The organism is uncultured Jannaschia sp. (genome assembly GCF_947494055.1).
Taxonomy (GTDB): Bacteria; Pseudomonadota; Alphaproteobacteria; order Rhodobacterales; family Rhodobacteraceae; genus Jannaschia.
In genome coordinates this window covers 12,035-26,598 of the sequence record NZ_CANLTR010000004.1, presented here as the reverse complement: position 1 = coordinate 26,598, position 14,564 = coordinate 12,035, and the positions used below count along the sequence as shown (strand labels likewise).

Genomic DNA, 14,564 nt, shown 5'->3' with positions numbered 1-14,564 from the left:
CCTGACATATGCACGGGGGCGGCATGGCGGTGCTTGAAACGCTCCGTGCCGCCTGCGACATGAAGCGCATGACAAGCCTTCCGCCCCTACGCGCCCGCCCCGACGTCTCCGAGTTTCTGCTGACCCGGCGCTCGCGCCCGGCAAAGACCCTGACAGGTCCCGCGCCCGACCGCGCGGCCCTGGAACCGATCCTGACCGCTGCGCTTCGCGTGCCCGATCACGGCAAGCTGGAACCGTGGCGGCTGGTCGTGCTGTCGGGTGCGGCGCTCGGGAGGCTCGCCGACCTGACCGCTCGGATGGGCGCTGCCCGCGACCTCGACCCGGGCAAGGTGGTTAAGGCCGAGGCGATGTTCCGCGACGCACCGCTGATGGTCGCCGTCGTTGCCGCGCCGCAGCCCTCCGAGAAGGTGCCCGAGGTCGAGCAGACGCTGAGTGCCGGGGCCGTCTGCCTCGGCCTGCTGAACGCCGCGCAGGCGGCGGGCTGGGGCGCGAACTGGCTGACCGGCTGGATGGCGACGGATCGCGACTGGCTCGACGCGGGCCTGTCGCTCGCGCCCGCGGCCTGGGTAGCGGGCTTCATCGTGATCGGAACCGAGACCGTTGCTCCACCCGACCGGCCGCGCCCGGATCCGGCCCGGCTGACGGAATGGCGGGACGCGTGATCGCCGACATTCTCCGCGCCGTCGGACAGCTCGGCGATCCGCGCTTCCGCAACGTGCTGCTGACCGGGATCGCCGCTTCGCTGTTCCTCTTGATCGGTTTCTCGGCGCTGTTGATCTGGGGGGCGACCTGGCTCGTCGGGCCTGTCGTGACGCTGCCTTGGATGGGCGAGGTCACGTGGCTCGACAATGCAGCGGGCTGGGCGCTCGTGCCGTTCACGCTGATCGCGTCGGTCTTCCTCATGGTTCCCGTCGCCTCCGCCTTCACCGGCCTGATGCTGGAAACCGTCGCCGACGCAGTGGAGGACCGGTACTACCCGGACCTGCCCCCCGCGCGGCCCGTCGGCTGGGGCGAGACGATGCGGGAAAGCCTGGGTTTCCTCCTCCTCGTGATACTCGTGAATGCGGGCGCCTTGATCGCCTACCTGTTCCTCGCGCCCTTCGCGCTCTTCATCTTTTGGGCCGTGAACGGGTTCCTGCTCGGGCGGGAATACGCGCAGATGGTTGCGCTGCGCCGGATGACCCGGGCGGAGGCGGCCGGGTTCCGGACGCGTCACCGGGCGCGGATCTGGCTCACCGGCGTACTGATGGCCATTCCGCTCTCCGTGCCGATCCTGAACCTGCTGGTACCGGTGATCGGCGCGGCGACCTTCACCCACCTGTTCCACCGTCTCTGGCAGCCTAGCCGAAGGCCGGCCGTCCGGTGATCCATCGCAGATCGTCGATGCCGACCATGCCCGACACGATCACCCAGACCAGCGGCGCCCAGATCACGAACGAGATCAGCGTGGCCCAGAGCACCCGGCGGCCGAGACGGAACTCCGCCGGGCTGTCCCAATGGGTGCCTCGAATGCGCTCGCCCCGGTCGCCCTGCGTGTCGTGACCGATCTGCAGTCCGATCAGGAAAACCATCGCCCAGACCATCGCGTAGAGGACGAAGGCTGAAAAATAGCCGATCACGCCCGCACCTGCTCGAGTTCCACCAGCGTCCCGTCGAAATCCTTCGGATGGAGGAAGATCACCGGGTTCCCGTGTGCGCCGATCCTGGGCTCGCCGTCGCCCAGCACGCGCGCACCGTCCGCGACGAGACTGTCGCGCGAAGCCGCGATGTCCTCGACCTCGTAGCAGAGGTGGTGCATGCCGCCCGACGGGTTCTTCTCGAGAAAGGCGGCGATCGGGCTGTTCTCCCCCAGCGGATGCAGGAGCTCGACCCTCGTGTTGGGCAGATCGACGAAGACGACGGTGACGCCGTGATCGGGCTCGTCCTGCGGCGGACCCACCTCGGCGCCGAGCGTGTCCCTGTAACGGCGCACGGCGGCGTCGAGATCGGGCACGGCGATGGCCACGTGGTTGAGCTTGCCGATCATCGCAGGCGCCTCCGGCGCGATCCGGAACATCCGTGGCTTATGAAAGCTGCACCGGATGTCGGCAAGGTCGCCGCGCATCTTCATCTTTCATTAGGGTGTTTCCGTGATGGTTCTCGCGAAGATTTTAGGAGGATCCGTTGTGCCAGTGACCGATCTGTCGAACCCGCCCATGATGCCCCGTCCCGTTCCGACATCGCAACGGCCGTTGCTCGGTCAGACGGTGCTTCTCGTCGAAGACAGCCGCTACGCGTCCGAGGCGGTCCGGTTGCTGGCGCTGCGATCCGGGGCGCGCATCCGCCGCGCGGATTGCATTGCGTCGGCGGAACGGCATCTCGGCACCTATCGCGCGGGGATCGCGATCGTCGATCTGGGCTTGCCGGACGGCGATGGACTCACGCTGATCCGCACGCTGGCAAACGCGAAGCAGCGACCTGCCGCGCTCCTCGCCACGTCCGGTCAGGCCCGTGCCGAGGTCGAGTCCGAGGCGATGGCGGCCGGTGCGGACGGCTTCCTCGCCAAGCCGATCGAAAGCCTCGCGGCGTTCCAGCATGCGATCCTGAAGCACCTCCCGGTCGAGGAGCATCCGAAGGGCCCCCGCGCCCTGCCCGGCGATACGGTCGAACCGGATCCGCTCGCCCTCTCCGAAGACCTCGTCTACGCCGAGCGCATGCTCGCTGACGAATCCATTGCCCCCGCCTATGTCGCGAACTTCCTGGCCGGGCTGGCCCGAACCAAGAACGACGCTGACTTCCTGGCCGAGACCGAGACGCTGGCCGCGAGCAATGTCGATGACCTGCGTCCGCAGCTTCGGAACCTGATCGCCCGCCGCCTCGGCGCCAGACGGGTCGTCTAGCGCCTGAGCGGCGTCAGCTGCTTGCCGGTCGCGTCGAAGTTGGACGGGTCGAGCCACGCGACATGCCTGGCGCGGATCGCCGGCCAGTCGCTGTCGATAATGGCGAACCAGGCCGTGTCCCGGTTCTGTCCCCTCACGATCATGTGCTGGCGGAACGTCCCCTCGTAGGTAAAGCCCAGCCGCTCCGCCGCGCGGCGGCTCGGCGCGTTCTCCGCGTTGCACTTCCACTCCACCCGCCTGAAGCCCGCCGTAAAGGCATGATCGAGCATCAGATGCACGGCCTCGGTCGAGGCCGGGGTGCGCTGCAAGCCGGGAGAGAAGGCGATGTTGCCGATCTCGATCACGCCGTTCGTCCGGTCGACCCGCATGTACGATGCCAACCCCGACCACCCCGCCGCGCCGCATACGGCATAGTAGAGCGGATCCGAACTCACCGCTGCCCCTACGGCCCAGAGGCGATAGACGCCGGGTTCGGGGAACGGACCGTAGGGCATGTATTTCCAGTGCGCGGCGTCGATCGGGTTCGCCGCATGCAGCGCTTCGACATGCAGATCGACCGACAGCCTTTCCAGTCGGGCGTAACGACCTTCCAGCGCGTCGGGTGCCGTCCAGTCCAGCGGCGTCCAGTCCGGAAGTTCCGTCATCGCCTATACCCCTCCCGGCGCAATCTGCCCCGACACAATTTCATCCACAAGGCACCGAGAACGAAGCAAAGTTGTGGAGAACCGAAACGCACGCTTTACAGCACGATCTACGCCGCTAACCATATGTTGTGTGGACAATCCGCGAACGGTCATAAGGATCGTTGTGATCCCAAGTTCTATGGCACGCGCGAAGGGGAGCCTCATGCTGCACCAGCGACACCAGTTTTCCGAAACTGGCGACCTCCATCCGATCGATCTCGTCGAGACGGTGGCGGAAACCTACGACTGGGCCTTCGACCGCGTCGGCGACGACCAGATCGCCATGGTCGTCGAGGGCCAGTGGCGGAGCTACTCCGTCACCCTGGCATGGTCGGAAGCGGACGAGACGCTGAGGCTCGTCTGCTGCTTCGAGATGGAGCCGCCGGAGACGAGCCTGCCGCGGCTCTACGAAGTGCTCAACCTGGCCAATGACGAATGCTGGGCCGGCTCCTTCAGCTACTGGGCCGACGAGAAGATGATGGCCTACCGCTACGGCCTCGTCCTCGCCGGCGGCGCCTGCGCGCAGGTCGAACAGGTGAACAGCATGGTGGCAGAAGCGGTGCTTGCGGGCGAGCGCTACTACCCGGCCTTCCAGCTCGTGTGCTGGGGCGGGCGGGCGCCGGTCGATGCGATGCAGATCGCGATGGCGGAGGCCTACGGCCGGGCGTGACTTGCCATCCCCCAGATCGTCCGTAGGGTCGCGTGGGACAGGGGAGGCGCGGAATGGATTTCACCGAGATCGGCGAACGCGGCGTGGTGCTGCTCGGCTGCGGCAAGATGGGCGGCGCGATGCTGTCGGGATGGATCGAAAGCGGTCTGCCACCTGCCGCCGTCACCGTGCTCGACCCCGAGCCGTCTGACTGGCTCGCGGGCACGGGCGTGCGCCTCAACGCCGACCTTCCCGCGCGCCCCGCGATCACCCTCATCGCCGTGAAGCCGCAGATGATGGGCGATGCGCTGCCCGCGCTGCGCGGCCTTACGGATACGCTCTACGTCTCCGTGGCCGCCGGCACGCCGATCGCCGCCTTCGAGGCGGCCTTCGGCCCGGATGCCAGGATCGTCCGCGCGATGCCCAACACGCCCGCCGCGATCGGACGCGGCATCACCGCCATCATCGGCAACGCCAATGCGACCGTGGCCGATCTCGACATGGCGGAGGCATTGCTCGACGCCGTGGGAGAGGTCGTGCGGCTCGATGCGGAGGAGCAGATGGACGCGGTGACCGGCCTTTCGGGCTCCGGGCCCGCCTACGTGTTCCACATGATTGAGGCGATGACGGAAGCCGGCACGGCGCAGGGGCTCGGCCGCGAGCTGGCGCTGCGCTTGGCGCGTGCGACCGTCGCCGGCGCCGGCGCGCTCGCGATGACGGGCGAGGAGCCGTCGCAGCTCCGCATCGACGTGACGAGCCCGAACGGGACGACTCAGGCGGGGCTGGACGTGCTGATGGCGGAGTTGCCCGACCTCATGGCGCGCACGGTCGAGGCGGCAGCCGATCGCTCGCGGGAGCTTGCGGCATGAGCGATCTGGACTTCGACACCTTCCTCAAGGTCGACATCCGCGTCGGCACCGTTCTCCGAACCGAACCCTTCCCGGAAGCGCGGAAGCCCGCGTTGAAGATGTGGATCGACTTCGGCGACGAGATCGGGGAGCGCAAGACGTCCGCGCAGGTCACCCGCCATTACACCCCCGAGACGCTCGCCGGGCGGCAGGTCGTCGCCGTGGTGAACTTTCCGCCGCGGCAGATCGGGCCGTTCCGGTCGGAAGTGCTCGTGCTCGGCGTACCGGACGCCGACGGCGAAGTCGTCCTGCTCGCCCCCGATCAGACCGTGCCCGAGGGAGGGCGGATGCATTGACCGACACACTCATCGTCTCCCGGGCCCTGCCCGACAGCGTGATGGCGGCCGCCCGCGACCGCTTCGACGTGACCTGCCGCGACACGACGCGGCCGATGGACCTCGCAGAATGCCGTGCGGCGCTGGCCGGCTACGACGTGGTCCTGCCGACGCTGGGTGACGCCTTTGGCGCCGATGCCTTCGATGGCGAAATTCGGGCGAAGGGACTCGCGAATTTCGGCGTTGGCTACAACCATATCGACGTCGGGGCGGCCAAGTCGGCCGGTCTCGTCGTCACCAACACGCCCGGCGCGGTCACGGACGCGACCGCCGACATCGCGATGACGCTGATCCTGATGACGGCGCGGCGTGCCGGCGAGGGCGAGCGTCTGGTCCGGTCCGACGCGTGGGAGGGCTGGCACCCGGTGCAGATGCTGGGCCTGCACGTCACCGGCAAGACACTGGGCGTGATCGGCATGGGCCGGATCGGGCAGGCCATCGCGCATCGCTGCCGGCACGGCTTCGGCATGGATGTCGTGTTCCATAACCGGTCGGAGAAGGTCGTCGACGGCGCGCGTCAACTGGGCTCGATCGCCGAGGTCTGCGCCGCGGCCGACATCGTCGTCACCGCCGTTCCCGCATCGGCCGAGACGTTCCACATCGTCGGCGCCGAGGCGCTGGCCGCCATGCGGCCGCATGCGATTCTCGTCAACATCGCGCGCGGCGATGTGGTGGACGAGGCTGCGCTGATCGAGGCGCTGCAGGCGGGCCGCATCGGGGGCGCAGGGCTCGATGTCTACGAAAAGGAGCCGCATGTCCCCGAGGCATTGCGAGCCTGCGAAAACGCCGTGCTGCTGCCGCATCTGGGGACCGCGACGCTGGAGGTGCGGGAAGCGATGGGGCGCATGGCGCTCGACAATGCGATCGCCATCGCCGAAGGTCGGGATCCTCCGAACCCGGTCTGAGCGGAGGCTTGGGGCTCAGTTGGCCTCCGAGGTTCCTGTTCCAATGAAGCCGTCATCCGGCCAGCCATGAAGGGCAATCGACATGATGCGGTTTCTACTTGCGACGGCGCTCGTTGCGCTGGCGAACGGCGCCTTTGCACAGGACCACGGCGCGATGGCCGGGCATGGGACCGATCACGCGACGGCCATGGACGATACGATGGCGCGGATGATGGAGGGGATGACCTTTGCGCCATCCGGCGATGCCGACATCGATTTCGCCCGTGCGATGATCGCGCATCACGAGGGCGCGGTGGCAATGGCGGAGGCCCTCCTCGAGACCGGCCGGGATCCCGAAATGCGGGCGCTCGCGGAGACCGTGATCGCCACGCAGGCGGAGGAGATCGCGACGATGCGCGACTGGCTGGCCCGAAACGGCGGCTGACCGTTCGGGCCTCGCGCCGTCAGATTCCGTCGATGCAGACGTATTTCGTCTCCAGGTAATCCTCAAGGCCCTGCGAGCCGCCTTCCTTGCCGAGGCCCGATTCCTTCACGCCGCCGAACGGCGCCTCCACGGTCGTGATGAGGCCGGAGTTGATGCCGATCATCCCGTAGGCCAGCCCCTCGTTCAGGCGGAAGGCGCGGCCGAGATCGGCGGTGTAGGCATAGCAGGCGAGGCCGAACACCGTGTCGTTGGCCATCGCGATCGCCTCTTCCTCCGTCTCGAACCGGAAGACCGGGGCGAGCGGGCCGAAGATCTCCTCGGTCGCGAAGCGCATCGCCTGCGTCGCGCCGGTCACGACGGTCGGCTCGAAATAGGTGCCGCCCTTCGCGTGGCGCCCGCCGCCGAGGACGACTTCGCCACCCTTCTCCCTCGCGTCGGCCACGAAGCCCTCGACCTTCTCGACGGCATCCATGTCGATCATCGGGCCCTGCTCGACCCCGTCCTCGCGCCCGTCGCCGACCTTCATCTCGCGCGTGCGCTCGACGAGCCGCTTCACGAAAGCGTCGTGGATGCCGGACTGGACGTAGATGCGGTTGGCACAGACGCAGGTCTGGCCGGCATTGCGGAACTTCGAGACCATCGCCCCCTCGACAGCCTTCTCCAGATCGGCGTCGTCGAAGACCAGGAAGGGCGCGTTGCCGCCGAGTTCCATCGACACCTTCTTCACCGTGTCGGCCGAGCCGCGGATCAGCTCCTTGCCGACCTCGGTGGAGCCGGTGAAGGTGATCTTGCGGACCGCCGGGCTCTCCATCATCGCGCCCGCGATCTCCCGCGCGGAGCCGGTGACGATGTTCACCACGCCCTTCGGGTAGCCCACCTCCTGGGCCAGGGCGCCCCAGGCGAGGCCGGAATAGGGCGTGGCCGTCGCGGGCTTGGCGACCACGGTGCAGCCGGCGGCGAGCGCCGGGGCGACCTTGCGGGCCAACATCGAGGACGGGAAGTTCCAAGGCGTGATCATGCCCACGACGCCCACCGCGTGCTTGGTGACGAGGATACGGCGGCCGTTCACGCCGGCGGGCACGATCTCGCCCTTGGCGCGCCGCGCCTCCTCGGCGAACCAGCGCACGTATTGCGCGCCGATCGCGATCTCGCCCTTCGCCTCGGCGAGCGGCTTGCCCATCTCGACGGTCAGCAGTTCGGCCAGTTCCGCCTGGTTGTCCATCAGCGCGTCGTGCAGCTTCCACAGCAGGCCGACACGCTCCATCAGCGCCATGTCGCGGAAGGCCGGGAACGCCTCGGTCGCGGCCTCGATCGCGCGGCGGGTCTCGGCCCGGCCGGCCTTCGGGACCGTGCCGATCACCGCGCCATCGGCGGGATTGGTCACGTCGACCGTCGCGCCGTCATCCGCGCCGACCCAGTCTCCGGCAATGAGGTTCGCCTCTTTCATCCACCGCTCGAACGCCATGTCCTATCCCTTCGCGAAGCTGAATGTCGTCGTCTGCTCGTAGGTTTCCCCGGGCCGCAGGATGCTGTCCGGGAAGTCGTCGTGATTCACCGCATCGGGCCAGCCCTGCGCCTCGAGCGCGACACCCGCATGGGGGCCATAGCTGCGCCCGCCGATCCCGGGCACGGCCACGTCGAGCAGCGCGCCGTCGTAGACCTGCAGGCCCGGCTGGTCGGTCGCAATGGTCATCGTGAGGTCACCGGCGCGCAGCCAGGCCACGTCGCGCGGCGCGACCTTGCCGTCGGAGAGGCAGAGGTTGTGGTCGAGCAGGCCCTCGCCGGGCAGGCCACGTCCCTGCCGGAAATCGAACGCGGTGTCGTCCACGGACGCGACGCCCGTGGGGATCAGGTCGTCGTCCACGGGCACGTAGCGGTCGGCGGCGACGGTCAGGACGTGATCCGCGAGCGTCGGCTTGCCGTCGAGGTTCCAGTAGGTGTGATGGGCGATATTGCAGGGCGTCAGGCTCTCCGTGGTCGCACGATAGCACACGGAGAGTGTCGCGTCGGCGGCACATGCAAACGTCGCCTCGATCCGCATCGCGCCGGGGAACCCCATCTCGCCGTCGGCGAGGTCGATGGCAAACCGGATCGCGTCGTCTTGGCGCTCGACCATCTCCCAGGCGCGGTTGCCTATGCCGCGCGACCCGCCGTGCAGCGTGTGCCGGCCGCGGAAGTTCGGATCGGTCCGGCAAGTTTCGCCGTCGAGCGGGAAGCGAGCCTCCCCGATCCGGTTGGCGACGCGACCGACCGTCGCGCCCATGTAATTCGCGAGCCCCGCGACGTAGTCCTCCGGATTCTCCAGACCCAGCACCAACGGCGCGTCGTGTCCGTCGAGGCGCAGGTCGAGAAGCGTCGCGCCCCATTCCATGAATGTCGCCGTCAGGCCGTGCCCGGCGATCGTGTAGCGGCTGAGTTCCATGCTATCCCCCTCTTGGCACATCCGGATGCCTGCGTGCTGCGTCGTCTCAATCTTTCATGCCGAGATGTCTGGCCACACGCCGCGCCGTCATCTCCGAGACGCGGGCATTGGCCTCCACCGTCACGCCGCCGATATGCGGTGTCAGGATCAGGTTCGGAACGCCCGCGAACGGGTTGTGCGCGCCGAGCGGCTCGTGTGCGAAGGTGTCGAGCGCCGCGCCGCCGAGATGCCCCGACCGAAGCGCCTCGCAGAGTGCGATTTCGTCCACCACGCCGCCCCGCGCCGCATTGATCAGCACCGCGCCGGGCTTCATCGCGGCGAGGACCTTCGCGTCGATCATGCCGCGCGTCTCGTCGGTCAGCGGGACATGCAGCGTCACCACGTCGCTCTCCTCCAGAACCTCGCGCTCGGTCCCTTCCATCGCGCCGGGAAACTCCTCCGCGTAGGGGTCGCAGGCGAGGCAGTTCATGCCGAACGCCGCGCCGAGCCGCGCCGTCGCCCGCGCGATCTCGCCATAGCCGACGAGGCCCAGCGTCTTGCCCGCGATCTCACGACCCTGCCCCGCCGCGGCCCGCGGCCAGTCGCCCGCCTCCATCGCCGCGCGCCTGTCGTAGGCGCCGCGCAGGAGCATCGCCGCCGCCGTGATCACGTATTCCGCCACCGAGAGTGTGTTCGCCCCCGTCGCCGGAAAGACCGCGACATTGCGCGCGCGGCAGGCTTCGACGTCGATATTGTCGAGCCCGACGCCGAGCCGTCCGACGCAGGTGAATCCGGCGCCGAGGAGATCGTTCGTTACGCGGGTCCGGTTGCGGACGATCAAGGCATCGGCGGCCTGCGCCTTCGCGGTCAGGTCATCCGGTCGATCGACCAGTTCGGGGTCATAGATCACGTCGGTCCGCGCGCGCAGCCAGTCGACCCAGGTCTCGTCCATGAATTCGGTGATCAGGATCATCGTGCCGCTCCTCGCGCCGTCGCATGTCGGTTCCGGGCGACCTGTAATACGCACGGGCCCGACTTGGAACACGCGGACCGGGTTTGCGATTGGCGGCGCGAGCGCGACCCGTCACGGGGTGCCGGCGGTCATCTCCGCAGCCGTCGGATAGACGTCCCAGCCGCCGGCGCGGCCACATTTGAGGGCGGCGGCACGGTTTGCGAACCGGCTGGCCTCCTCCAGAGTCTCTCCGAGGCCGAGCGCGAGCGCGAAGGCGCCGTGCCAGAGATCGCCCGCCCCGAGCGTATCGACGGGCTCGACCCTGGGTGCCGGGACGTGCCGCCCGCCGGCCCAATGCACGCCGTCCGCTCCGGCGGTATAGCCGATGCAGCCCGGCAGGCGCTTCGCCGCGTCGTCGAGCGCGCGGACAAGATCGTCCATACCGGTGAAGTCGCGCAATCCGTCGACGCTGAAGACGACATGGCTGGCCAGCGCGGCGAGCGGTTCAGGGGTGAACCGGTCGCCGTCGATCACGCAGGGCGCGCCGCAGGCCTGCGCGGCTCGAAGTGTCGCCTCGGCCGCTTCCGGCCAGCGGCAATCGGTGAGCGCGGCGTCGAAGTCCGGCAGGGGCGGCGGCGAGTCGGGCAGATCGGCGCCGGGATAATTCACGATCATCCGCTCCCCCGCCGCGTCCACCATGACCGAGGAGATCGGCGTGCGTCCCCCGCGCGCGGCCGCGAGGCGGAGGCCTTGCGCCTCGAACATCGCCGCGAGCTCGTCGCCCGCCGCATCCGTCCCGAGGCGCGTCATTAGCGTGACCGCGGCGCCCAGACGCGCCGCGCCGACCGCGGCATTCCCGGCAAGCCCGCCGCCGAGCCGCTCGAAGGCATGGCTGCGATGCTTCGCCCCGCCGACCGGCAGGGCATCCATGCGGTGGACGTAATCCATGACCGCGATGCCCGAGACGAGTAGCTTCACGTGACGCCTCCGCTACGCTGCCTGGGGCCGGACCTCGCCGCCATGATTGCGCGAATCGTCATGCTGCACGTCATGGGCTGGTCTTCCCCGTCGATCCTTTCGGTAGTGCAATCCGATCTCGCAAAGGACAGCCAGCACAATCTCGCGCCGACGAAGCGTCGCTCCACGCGTCCCGGCACCGGAACTGCCACGGTCGTCCGATCCGCTCGCACTCGACACCAAATCACGGAACCGGCATTGATCGGAAGAAACCTGCGACCCGACCCGGAGCCCGACAACGTGACCAGCCCTGTCTTTCCCGATCTCGACGGCGCCTCGGTCTTCATCACGGGCGGCGGCTCGGGCATCGGGGCCAGCCTGACCGAGGGTTTCCTGCGGCAGGGCGCGCGGGTGGCCTTCATCGGCCGTTCCGACGCCACCGCCTTCGTCGCGCGGATGGAGGCGGAGACAGGGCGCGCGCCCCTCTTCGCGCAGGGCGACGTCACCGACATGACGACGCTGCGCGCCGCGATGGACCGGGCGGCCGAGGCGCACGGACCGGTCACGCGCCTGGTCAACAACGCCGCCAACGATCAGCGGCACGCAACGCTGGACGTGGACGAGGCGTTCTACGACTGGTCGACCGCGATCAACATGAAGGCCTATTTCTTCGCCTGTCAGCATGCGATCCGCGCGATGAAGGCACTGGGCTATGGCCACATCCTGAACTTCTCCTCGATCAGCTACATGATGGGCAACGCGGGCTATGCCGTCTACACGAGCAGCAATGCGGCGATCACCGGGATGACGCGGTCCCTCGCCCGCGAGTTCGGCCCGGACGGCATCCGCGTCAACGCGCTCGCCCCCGGATGGGTGCTGACCGAACGGCAGCTGGAGAAATGGGCCAGTCCGGAAAGCCTAGACGCCTTCCTGGACCGGCAATGTCTGAAGACGCATCTGCAGCCCGCGGACATCGTGAACCCGACGCTTTTCCTCTGTTCGGACGCGTCCCGGATGATGACCGGACAGCTCGTCGCCGTCGATGCCGGCGTGGTGACGACCGGATGAGTCGCTGGATCGCAGCCGATTGGGGCACGTCCGCGCTCCGCCTGACGTTGATGGAGGACGAGGCGCCGCTCGATACGCGTGAAAGCGGCGACGGGATGAATCAATTGACGCAAGACATGTTCGAGCCGACGTTGCGAACACTTGCAGGCGATTGGCTCGACGGACCGGCCGGAATCTTCGCCTGCGGGATGGTCGGCGCGCGGCAGGGCTGGATCGAGGCCCCCTACGCCCCGGTGCCCTGTACGCCGCCGACTGACCGCACGATCCGCGTCCCGACGGAAGATGCGGACCTCGACGTCCGAATCGTGCCGGGTCTGAGCCAGACCGCCCCCCATCTCGACGTCATGCGCGGCGAGGAAACCCAGATCGCCGGCATCCTCCGCCGGCACCCCGCTTTCGACGGGATCGTCTGCCTTCCGGGCACGCATACCAAATGGGTCCATGTCAGCGCCGGCGAGATCGTCAGCTTCCGCACGGTGATGTCCGGCGAGGTCTTCGCGACGCTTGCCGGGCAGAGCGTGCTCCGCCACTCGCTTGCCGGCGACGGTTGGTCGGAGGCGCCGTTCCTCGACGCGCTGTCCGACGCGATCTCTCGTCCCGAGATGCTGACCGCCCGCCTGTTCGAGTTGCGCGCGGCCGACCTCCTGCTGGGACAGGACGCCACGACCGCGCGCTCCCTCCTGTCGGGATTGCTCCTCGGTGCGGAGCTCGCCGCGACGAAGCCGTGGTGGCTCGGCCGCGAGGTGATCGTCACAGGGTCGGCCGCGACGACGCCGGCCTACGATGCGGCCTTGCGCGCGCAGGGATTGCAGCCGATCATCCTGCCTGCGGACGAGATGACCCGCGCGGGCCTCGCCGCAGCCAGGGAGGTGTCGTGACCCGACCGCTCATAGCAATTCTGCGGGGCATCACGCCCGATGACGCCGTGCCGGCCTGCGGTGCATTGATCGCGGCGGGTATCACCACGATCGAGGTGCCACTGAACTCGCCCGAGCCGCTGCGCTCCATCGCCGGGATGGTCGCGGCGCACGGGAAGGCTGCGACGATCGGCGCCGGAACCGTGCTCTCGACCAACGAGGTGCATTCCGTTGCCGAGGCGGGCGGCCAGTTGATCGTGTCGCCGAACTGCGACGCCGACGTGATCGCCAAGACGCGCGAGCTCGGGCTCGCGAGCTGGCCGGGCATCTTCACCCCGACCGAGGCTCTCGCCGCCCTCCGGGCGGGGGCGAGCGGGCTGAAGCTCTTTCCGGGCGCGATGGCCGGGCCGGACGGGCTGAAGGCGATGCGGGCGATCCTGCCGCCGGGCACGACGGTCTACGCCGTGGGCGGCGCGGGACCGGAGAATTTTGCGGCCTGGCTCGACGCGGGTGCCGACGGCTTCGGGCTGGGCACGGCCTGCTACGTGCCTGGCCTTCCCGTCGACGAGATCGCCGCACGGGCCCGCCGCATCGTCGAGGCCTACGACCGCGCGGCAGAGCGGGAGGGCCGCGAATGACACATGCACAGCATTTCGATGACCGTGTCTGCACCCTGGGGGAAGGACCGCTCTGGCATCCGACGCGGAAGCAGCTCTTCTGGTTCGACATCACTGCGGCCCGGATACTGTCCCGAAACGCGTCCGGGCCGCTCGAATGGCAATGGGACGAGATGGTCTCGGCCGCAGGCTGGATCGACGAGGCGACTCTGCTCGTGGCGGGGGAAACCGGTTTGTGGCACTTCGACATAGAGAGTGGCGCGCGCGAGCGGGTCGCGCCGCTCGAGGCCGACGACGCGGTGACGCGGTCCAACGACGGCCGTGCCGATCCGCTCGGTGGATTCTGGATCGGCACGATGGGCAAGAAAGCCGAGCCCGGGGCCGGCGCGATCTACCGCTACTTCCGGGGTGAAGTGCGCAAGCTCTACCGCGACACAACGATCCCGAACGCGATCTGCTTCTCGCCGGACGGGGACACCGCCTATTTCGCCGACACCGCCAAGGGCGCGATCTGGAAGCAGCATATCGACCGCGCGGGCTGGCCGTCGGGGAAGCCCGAGATTTTTGCGGACTTCTCCGGCGTGGGCCTGAACCCGGACGGCGCGGTCTGCGACGCGGAGGGCAACCTCTGGATCGCGCAATGGGGCGGATGGCGCATCGCATGCCATGGGCCGGACGGACGGTTTCGCGTCGCCCTCGATTGCGGCGCGGCGCATGTCACCTGCCCTGCCTTCGGCGGTGACGACTTGCGCTCGATGTACGTGACCTCGGCCACCGAGGGGCTGGCGGACGGCGCGCTCGAACATCAGCCGGGCGGCGGTTTCACGTGGGTCGCGACCGACATGCCCACGCGGGGCCAAGCGGAACACCGGGTCGTGCTCTGACGGGCAGCTCCGGGCCTCGGCGATACTCCGGACCTCGGCTTGTGG

At 68.6% G+C, this 14,564-nt stretch carries 19 protein-coding genes; 12 read left to right on the top strand and 7 right to left on the bottom strand.

Annotation, left to right across the window (positions count from 1 at the left end; translation table 11 throughout):
• Window positions 1-68 precede the first annotated feature (68 nt).
• On the top strand, window positions 69-662 hold the full coding sequence (locus Q1A87_RS05085; RefSeq protein ID WP_299648443.1) for a nitroreductase: 594 nt from the start codon (window positions 69-71) through the stop codon (window positions 660-662).
• Window positions 647-1,366 carry an EI24 domain-containing protein gene (locus tag Q1A87_RS05080; protein WP_299647733.1) on the top strand — a complete coding sequence of 240 codons (720 nt, stop codon included), beginning with the start codon at window positions 647-649 and terminating at the stop codon, window positions 1,364-1,366. Before Q1A87_RS05085 ends, Q1A87_RS05080 begins: the two co-directional genes overlap by 16 nt.
• On the opposite strand, the gene Q1A87_RS05075 is transcribed toward Q1A87_RS05080, so the two are convergent.
• On the bottom strand, window positions 1,341-1,619 hold the full coding sequence (locus Q1A87_RS05075) for a DUF1467 family protein (RefSeq protein ID WP_299647731.1): 279 nt from the start codon (window positions 1,617-1,619) through the stop codon (window positions 1,341-1,343). The two genes, Q1A87_RS05080 and Q1A87_RS05075, sit on opposite strands and share 26 nt — an antisense overlap.
• Window positions 1,616-2,026, bottom strand: coding sequence for a methylmalonyl-CoA epimerase (gene mce / locus Q1A87_RS05070; RefSeq protein WP_299648440.1), 411 nt, complete (start codon window positions 2,024-2,026; stop codon window positions 1,616-1,618). The genes Q1A87_RS05075 and mce overlap by 4 nt, the downstream gene beginning before the upstream one ends.
• Window positions 2,027-2,165: 139 nt before the next feature.
• Between mce and Q1A87_RS05065 the strand changes: the two genes are divergently transcribed.
• Window positions 2,166-2,879, top strand: coding sequence for a response regulator (locus Q1A87_RS05065; RefSeq protein ID WP_299647729.1), 714 nt, complete (start codon window positions 2,166-2,168; stop codon window positions 2,877-2,879).
• Here Q1A87_RS05065 and Q1A87_RS05060 read toward each other — a convergent pair.
• The gene (locus tag Q1A87_RS05060; protein ID WP_299647727.1) at window positions 2,876-3,523 is read right to left on the bottom strand and encodes a GNAT family protein; all 648 of its coding nucleotides are present in this window, start codon (window positions 3,521-3,523) and stop codon (window positions 2,876-2,878) included. The genes Q1A87_RS05065 and Q1A87_RS05060 overlap by 4 nt on opposite strands.
• 202 nt (window positions 3,524-3,725) lie before the next feature.
• Here Q1A87_RS05060 and Q1A87_RS05055 point away from each other — a divergent pair, with 202 nt between their 5' ends.
• From Q1A87_RS05055 to Q1A87_RS05035, 5 genes are all read left to right on the top strand, one after another.
• Window positions 3,726-4,232, top strand: a complete 507-nt coding sequence (locus Q1A87_RS05055; RefSeq protein WP_299647725.1) for a YbjN domain-containing protein — start codon at window positions 3,726-3,728, stop codon at window positions 4,230-4,232.
• Window positions 4,233-4,285: 53 nt separating this feature from the next.
• Window positions 4,286-5,080, top strand: a complete 795-nt coding sequence (proC, locus tag Q1A87_RS05050) for a pyrroline-5-carboxylate reductase (protein WP_299647723.1) — start codon at window positions 4,286-4,288, stop codon at window positions 5,078-5,080.
• On the top strand, window positions 5,077-5,415 hold the full coding sequence (locus Q1A87_RS05045; protein ID WP_299647721.1) for a tRNA-binding protein: 339 nt from the start codon (window positions 5,077-5,079) through the stop codon (window positions 5,413-5,415). Before proC ends, Q1A87_RS05045 begins: the two co-directional genes overlap by 4 nt.
• Window positions 5,412-6,359, top strand: a complete 948-nt coding sequence (locus Q1A87_RS05040) for a D-glycerate dehydrogenase (protein WP_299647719.1) — start codon at window positions 5,412-5,414, stop codon at window positions 6,357-6,359. Before Q1A87_RS05045 ends, Q1A87_RS05040 begins: the two co-directional genes overlap by 4 nt.
• A gap of 82 nt (window positions 6,360-6,441) precedes the next feature.
• The gene (locus Q1A87_RS05035; RefSeq protein ID WP_299647717.1) at window positions 6,442-6,783 is read left to right on the top strand and encodes a DUF305 domain-containing protein; all 342 of its coding nucleotides are present in this window, start codon (window positions 6,442-6,444) and stop codon (window positions 6,781-6,783) included.
• A 19-nt stretch (window positions 6,784-6,802) separates the two neighbouring features.
• Here Q1A87_RS05035 and Q1A87_RS05030 read toward each other — a convergent pair whose 3' ends face one another.
• From Q1A87_RS05030 to Q1A87_RS05015, 4 genes are all read right to left on the bottom strand, one after another.
• Window positions 6,803-8,248, bottom strand: a complete 1,446-nt coding sequence (locus Q1A87_RS05030; protein ID WP_299647715.1) for an NAD-dependent succinate-semialdehyde dehydrogenase — start codon at window positions 8,246-8,248, stop codon at window positions 6,803-6,805.
• Between the two features lie 3 nt (window positions 8,249-8,251).
• The gene (locus Q1A87_RS05025) at window positions 8,252-9,205 is read right to left on the bottom strand and encodes an aldose epimerase family protein (protein ID WP_299647713.1); all 954 of its coding nucleotides are present in this window, start codon (window positions 9,203-9,205) and stop codon (window positions 8,252-8,254) included.
• Between the two features lie 46 nt (window positions 9,206-9,251).
• Window positions 9,252-10,157, bottom strand: a complete 906-nt coding sequence (locus tag Q1A87_RS05020) for a hydroxyacid dehydrogenase (protein WP_299647711.1) — start codon at window positions 10,155-10,157, stop codon at window positions 9,252-9,254.
• 111 nt (window positions 10,158-10,268) lie between these two features.
• On the bottom strand, window positions 10,269-11,114 hold the full coding sequence (locus tag Q1A87_RS05015) for a PfkB family carbohydrate kinase (RefSeq protein WP_299647709.1): 846 nt from the start codon (window positions 11,112-11,114) through the stop codon (window positions 10,269-10,271).
• 279 nt (window positions 11,115-11,393) lie between these two features.
• Between Q1A87_RS05015 and Q1A87_RS05010 the strand changes: the two genes are divergently transcribed.
• From Q1A87_RS05010 to Q1A87_RS04995, 4 genes are read left to right on the top strand one after another with little or no spacing between them, the layout of a single operon-like run.
• A complete protein-coding gene (locus tag Q1A87_RS05010; RefSeq protein ID WP_299647707.1) occupies window positions 11,394-12,161 on the top strand; it encodes an SDR family oxidoreductase in 768 nt (255 codons plus the stop codon).
• Entirely contained in the window at window positions 12,158-13,039 is an 882-nt protein-coding gene (locus tag Q1A87_RS05005; RefSeq protein ID WP_299647705.1) for a 2-dehydro-3-deoxygalactonokinase, read from the top strand. The genes Q1A87_RS05010 and Q1A87_RS05005 overlap by 4 nt, the downstream gene beginning before the upstream one ends.
• The gene (locus tag Q1A87_RS05000) at window positions 13,036-13,656 is read left to right on the top strand and encodes a 2-dehydro-3-deoxy-6-phosphogalactonate aldolase (RefSeq protein WP_299647703.1); all 621 of its coding nucleotides are present in this window, start codon (window positions 13,036-13,038) and stop codon (window positions 13,654-13,656) included. The genes Q1A87_RS05005 and Q1A87_RS05000 overlap by 4 nt, the downstream gene beginning before the upstream one ends.
• Window positions 13,653-14,519: an SMP-30/gluconolactonase/LRE family protein gene (locus tag Q1A87_RS04995; protein WP_299647701.1), complete on the top strand. Its 867-nt coding sequence runs from the start codon at window positions 13,653-13,655 to the stop codon at window positions 14,517-14,519. Before Q1A87_RS05000 ends, Q1A87_RS04995 begins: the two co-directional genes overlap by 4 nt.
• The last annotated feature ends 45 nt before the right edge of the window (window positions 14,520-14,564 follow it).

Bases quoted from the DNA above. Each gene is read 5' to 3' on its own strand.
- Q1A87_RS05085 (WP_299648443.1), top strand. From the start codon at position 69: ATGACAAGCCTTCCGCCCCTACGCGCCCGCCCCGACGTCTCCGAGTTT.
- Q1A87_RS05080 (WP_299647733.1), top strand. From the start codon at position 647: ATGGCGGGACGCGTGATCGCCGACATTCTCCGCGCCGTCGGACAGCTC.
- mce (WP_299648440.1), bottom strand. From the start codon at position 2,026: ATGATCGGCAAGCTCAACCACGTGGCCATCGCCGTGCCCGATCTCGAC.
- Q1A87_RS05060 (WP_299647727.1), bottom strand. From the start codon at position 3,523: ATGACGGAACTTCCGGACTGGACGCCGCTGGACTGGACGGCACCCGAC.
- Q1A87_RS05055 (WP_299647725.1), top strand. From the start codon at position 3,726: ATGCTGCACCAGCGACACCAGTTTTCCGAAACTGGCGACCTCCATCCG.
- proC (WP_299647723.1), top strand. From the start codon at position 4,286: ATGGATTTCACCGAGATCGGCGAACGCGGCGTGGTGCTGCTCGGCTGC.
- Q1A87_RS05045 (WP_299647721.1), top strand. From the start codon at position 5,077: ATGAGCGATCTGGACTTCGACACCTTCCTCAAGGTCGACATCCGCGTC.
- Q1A87_RS05035 (WP_299647717.1), top strand. From the start codon at position 6,442: ATGATGCGGTTTCTACTTGCGACGGCGCTCGTTGCGCTGGCGAACGGC.
- Q1A87_RS05030 (WP_299647715.1), bottom strand. From the start codon at position 8,248: ATGGCGTTCGAGCGGTGGATGAAAGAGGCGAACCTCATTGCCGGAGAC.
- Q1A87_RS05025 (WP_299647713.1), bottom strand. From the start codon at position 9,205: ATGGAACTCAGCCGCTACACGATCGCCGGGCACGGCCTGACGGCGACA.
- Q1A87_RS05020 (WP_299647711.1), bottom strand. From the start codon at position 10,157: ATGATCCTGATCACCGAATTCATGGACGAGACCTGGGTCGACTGGCTG.
- Q1A87_RS05005 (WP_299647705.1), top strand. From the start codon at position 12,158: ATGAGTCGCTGGATCGCAGCCGATTGGGGCACGTCCGCGCTCCGCCTG.
- Q1A87_RS04995 (WP_299647701.1), top strand. From the start codon at position 13,653: ATGACACATGCACAGCATTTCGATGACCGTGTCTGCACCCTGGGGGAA.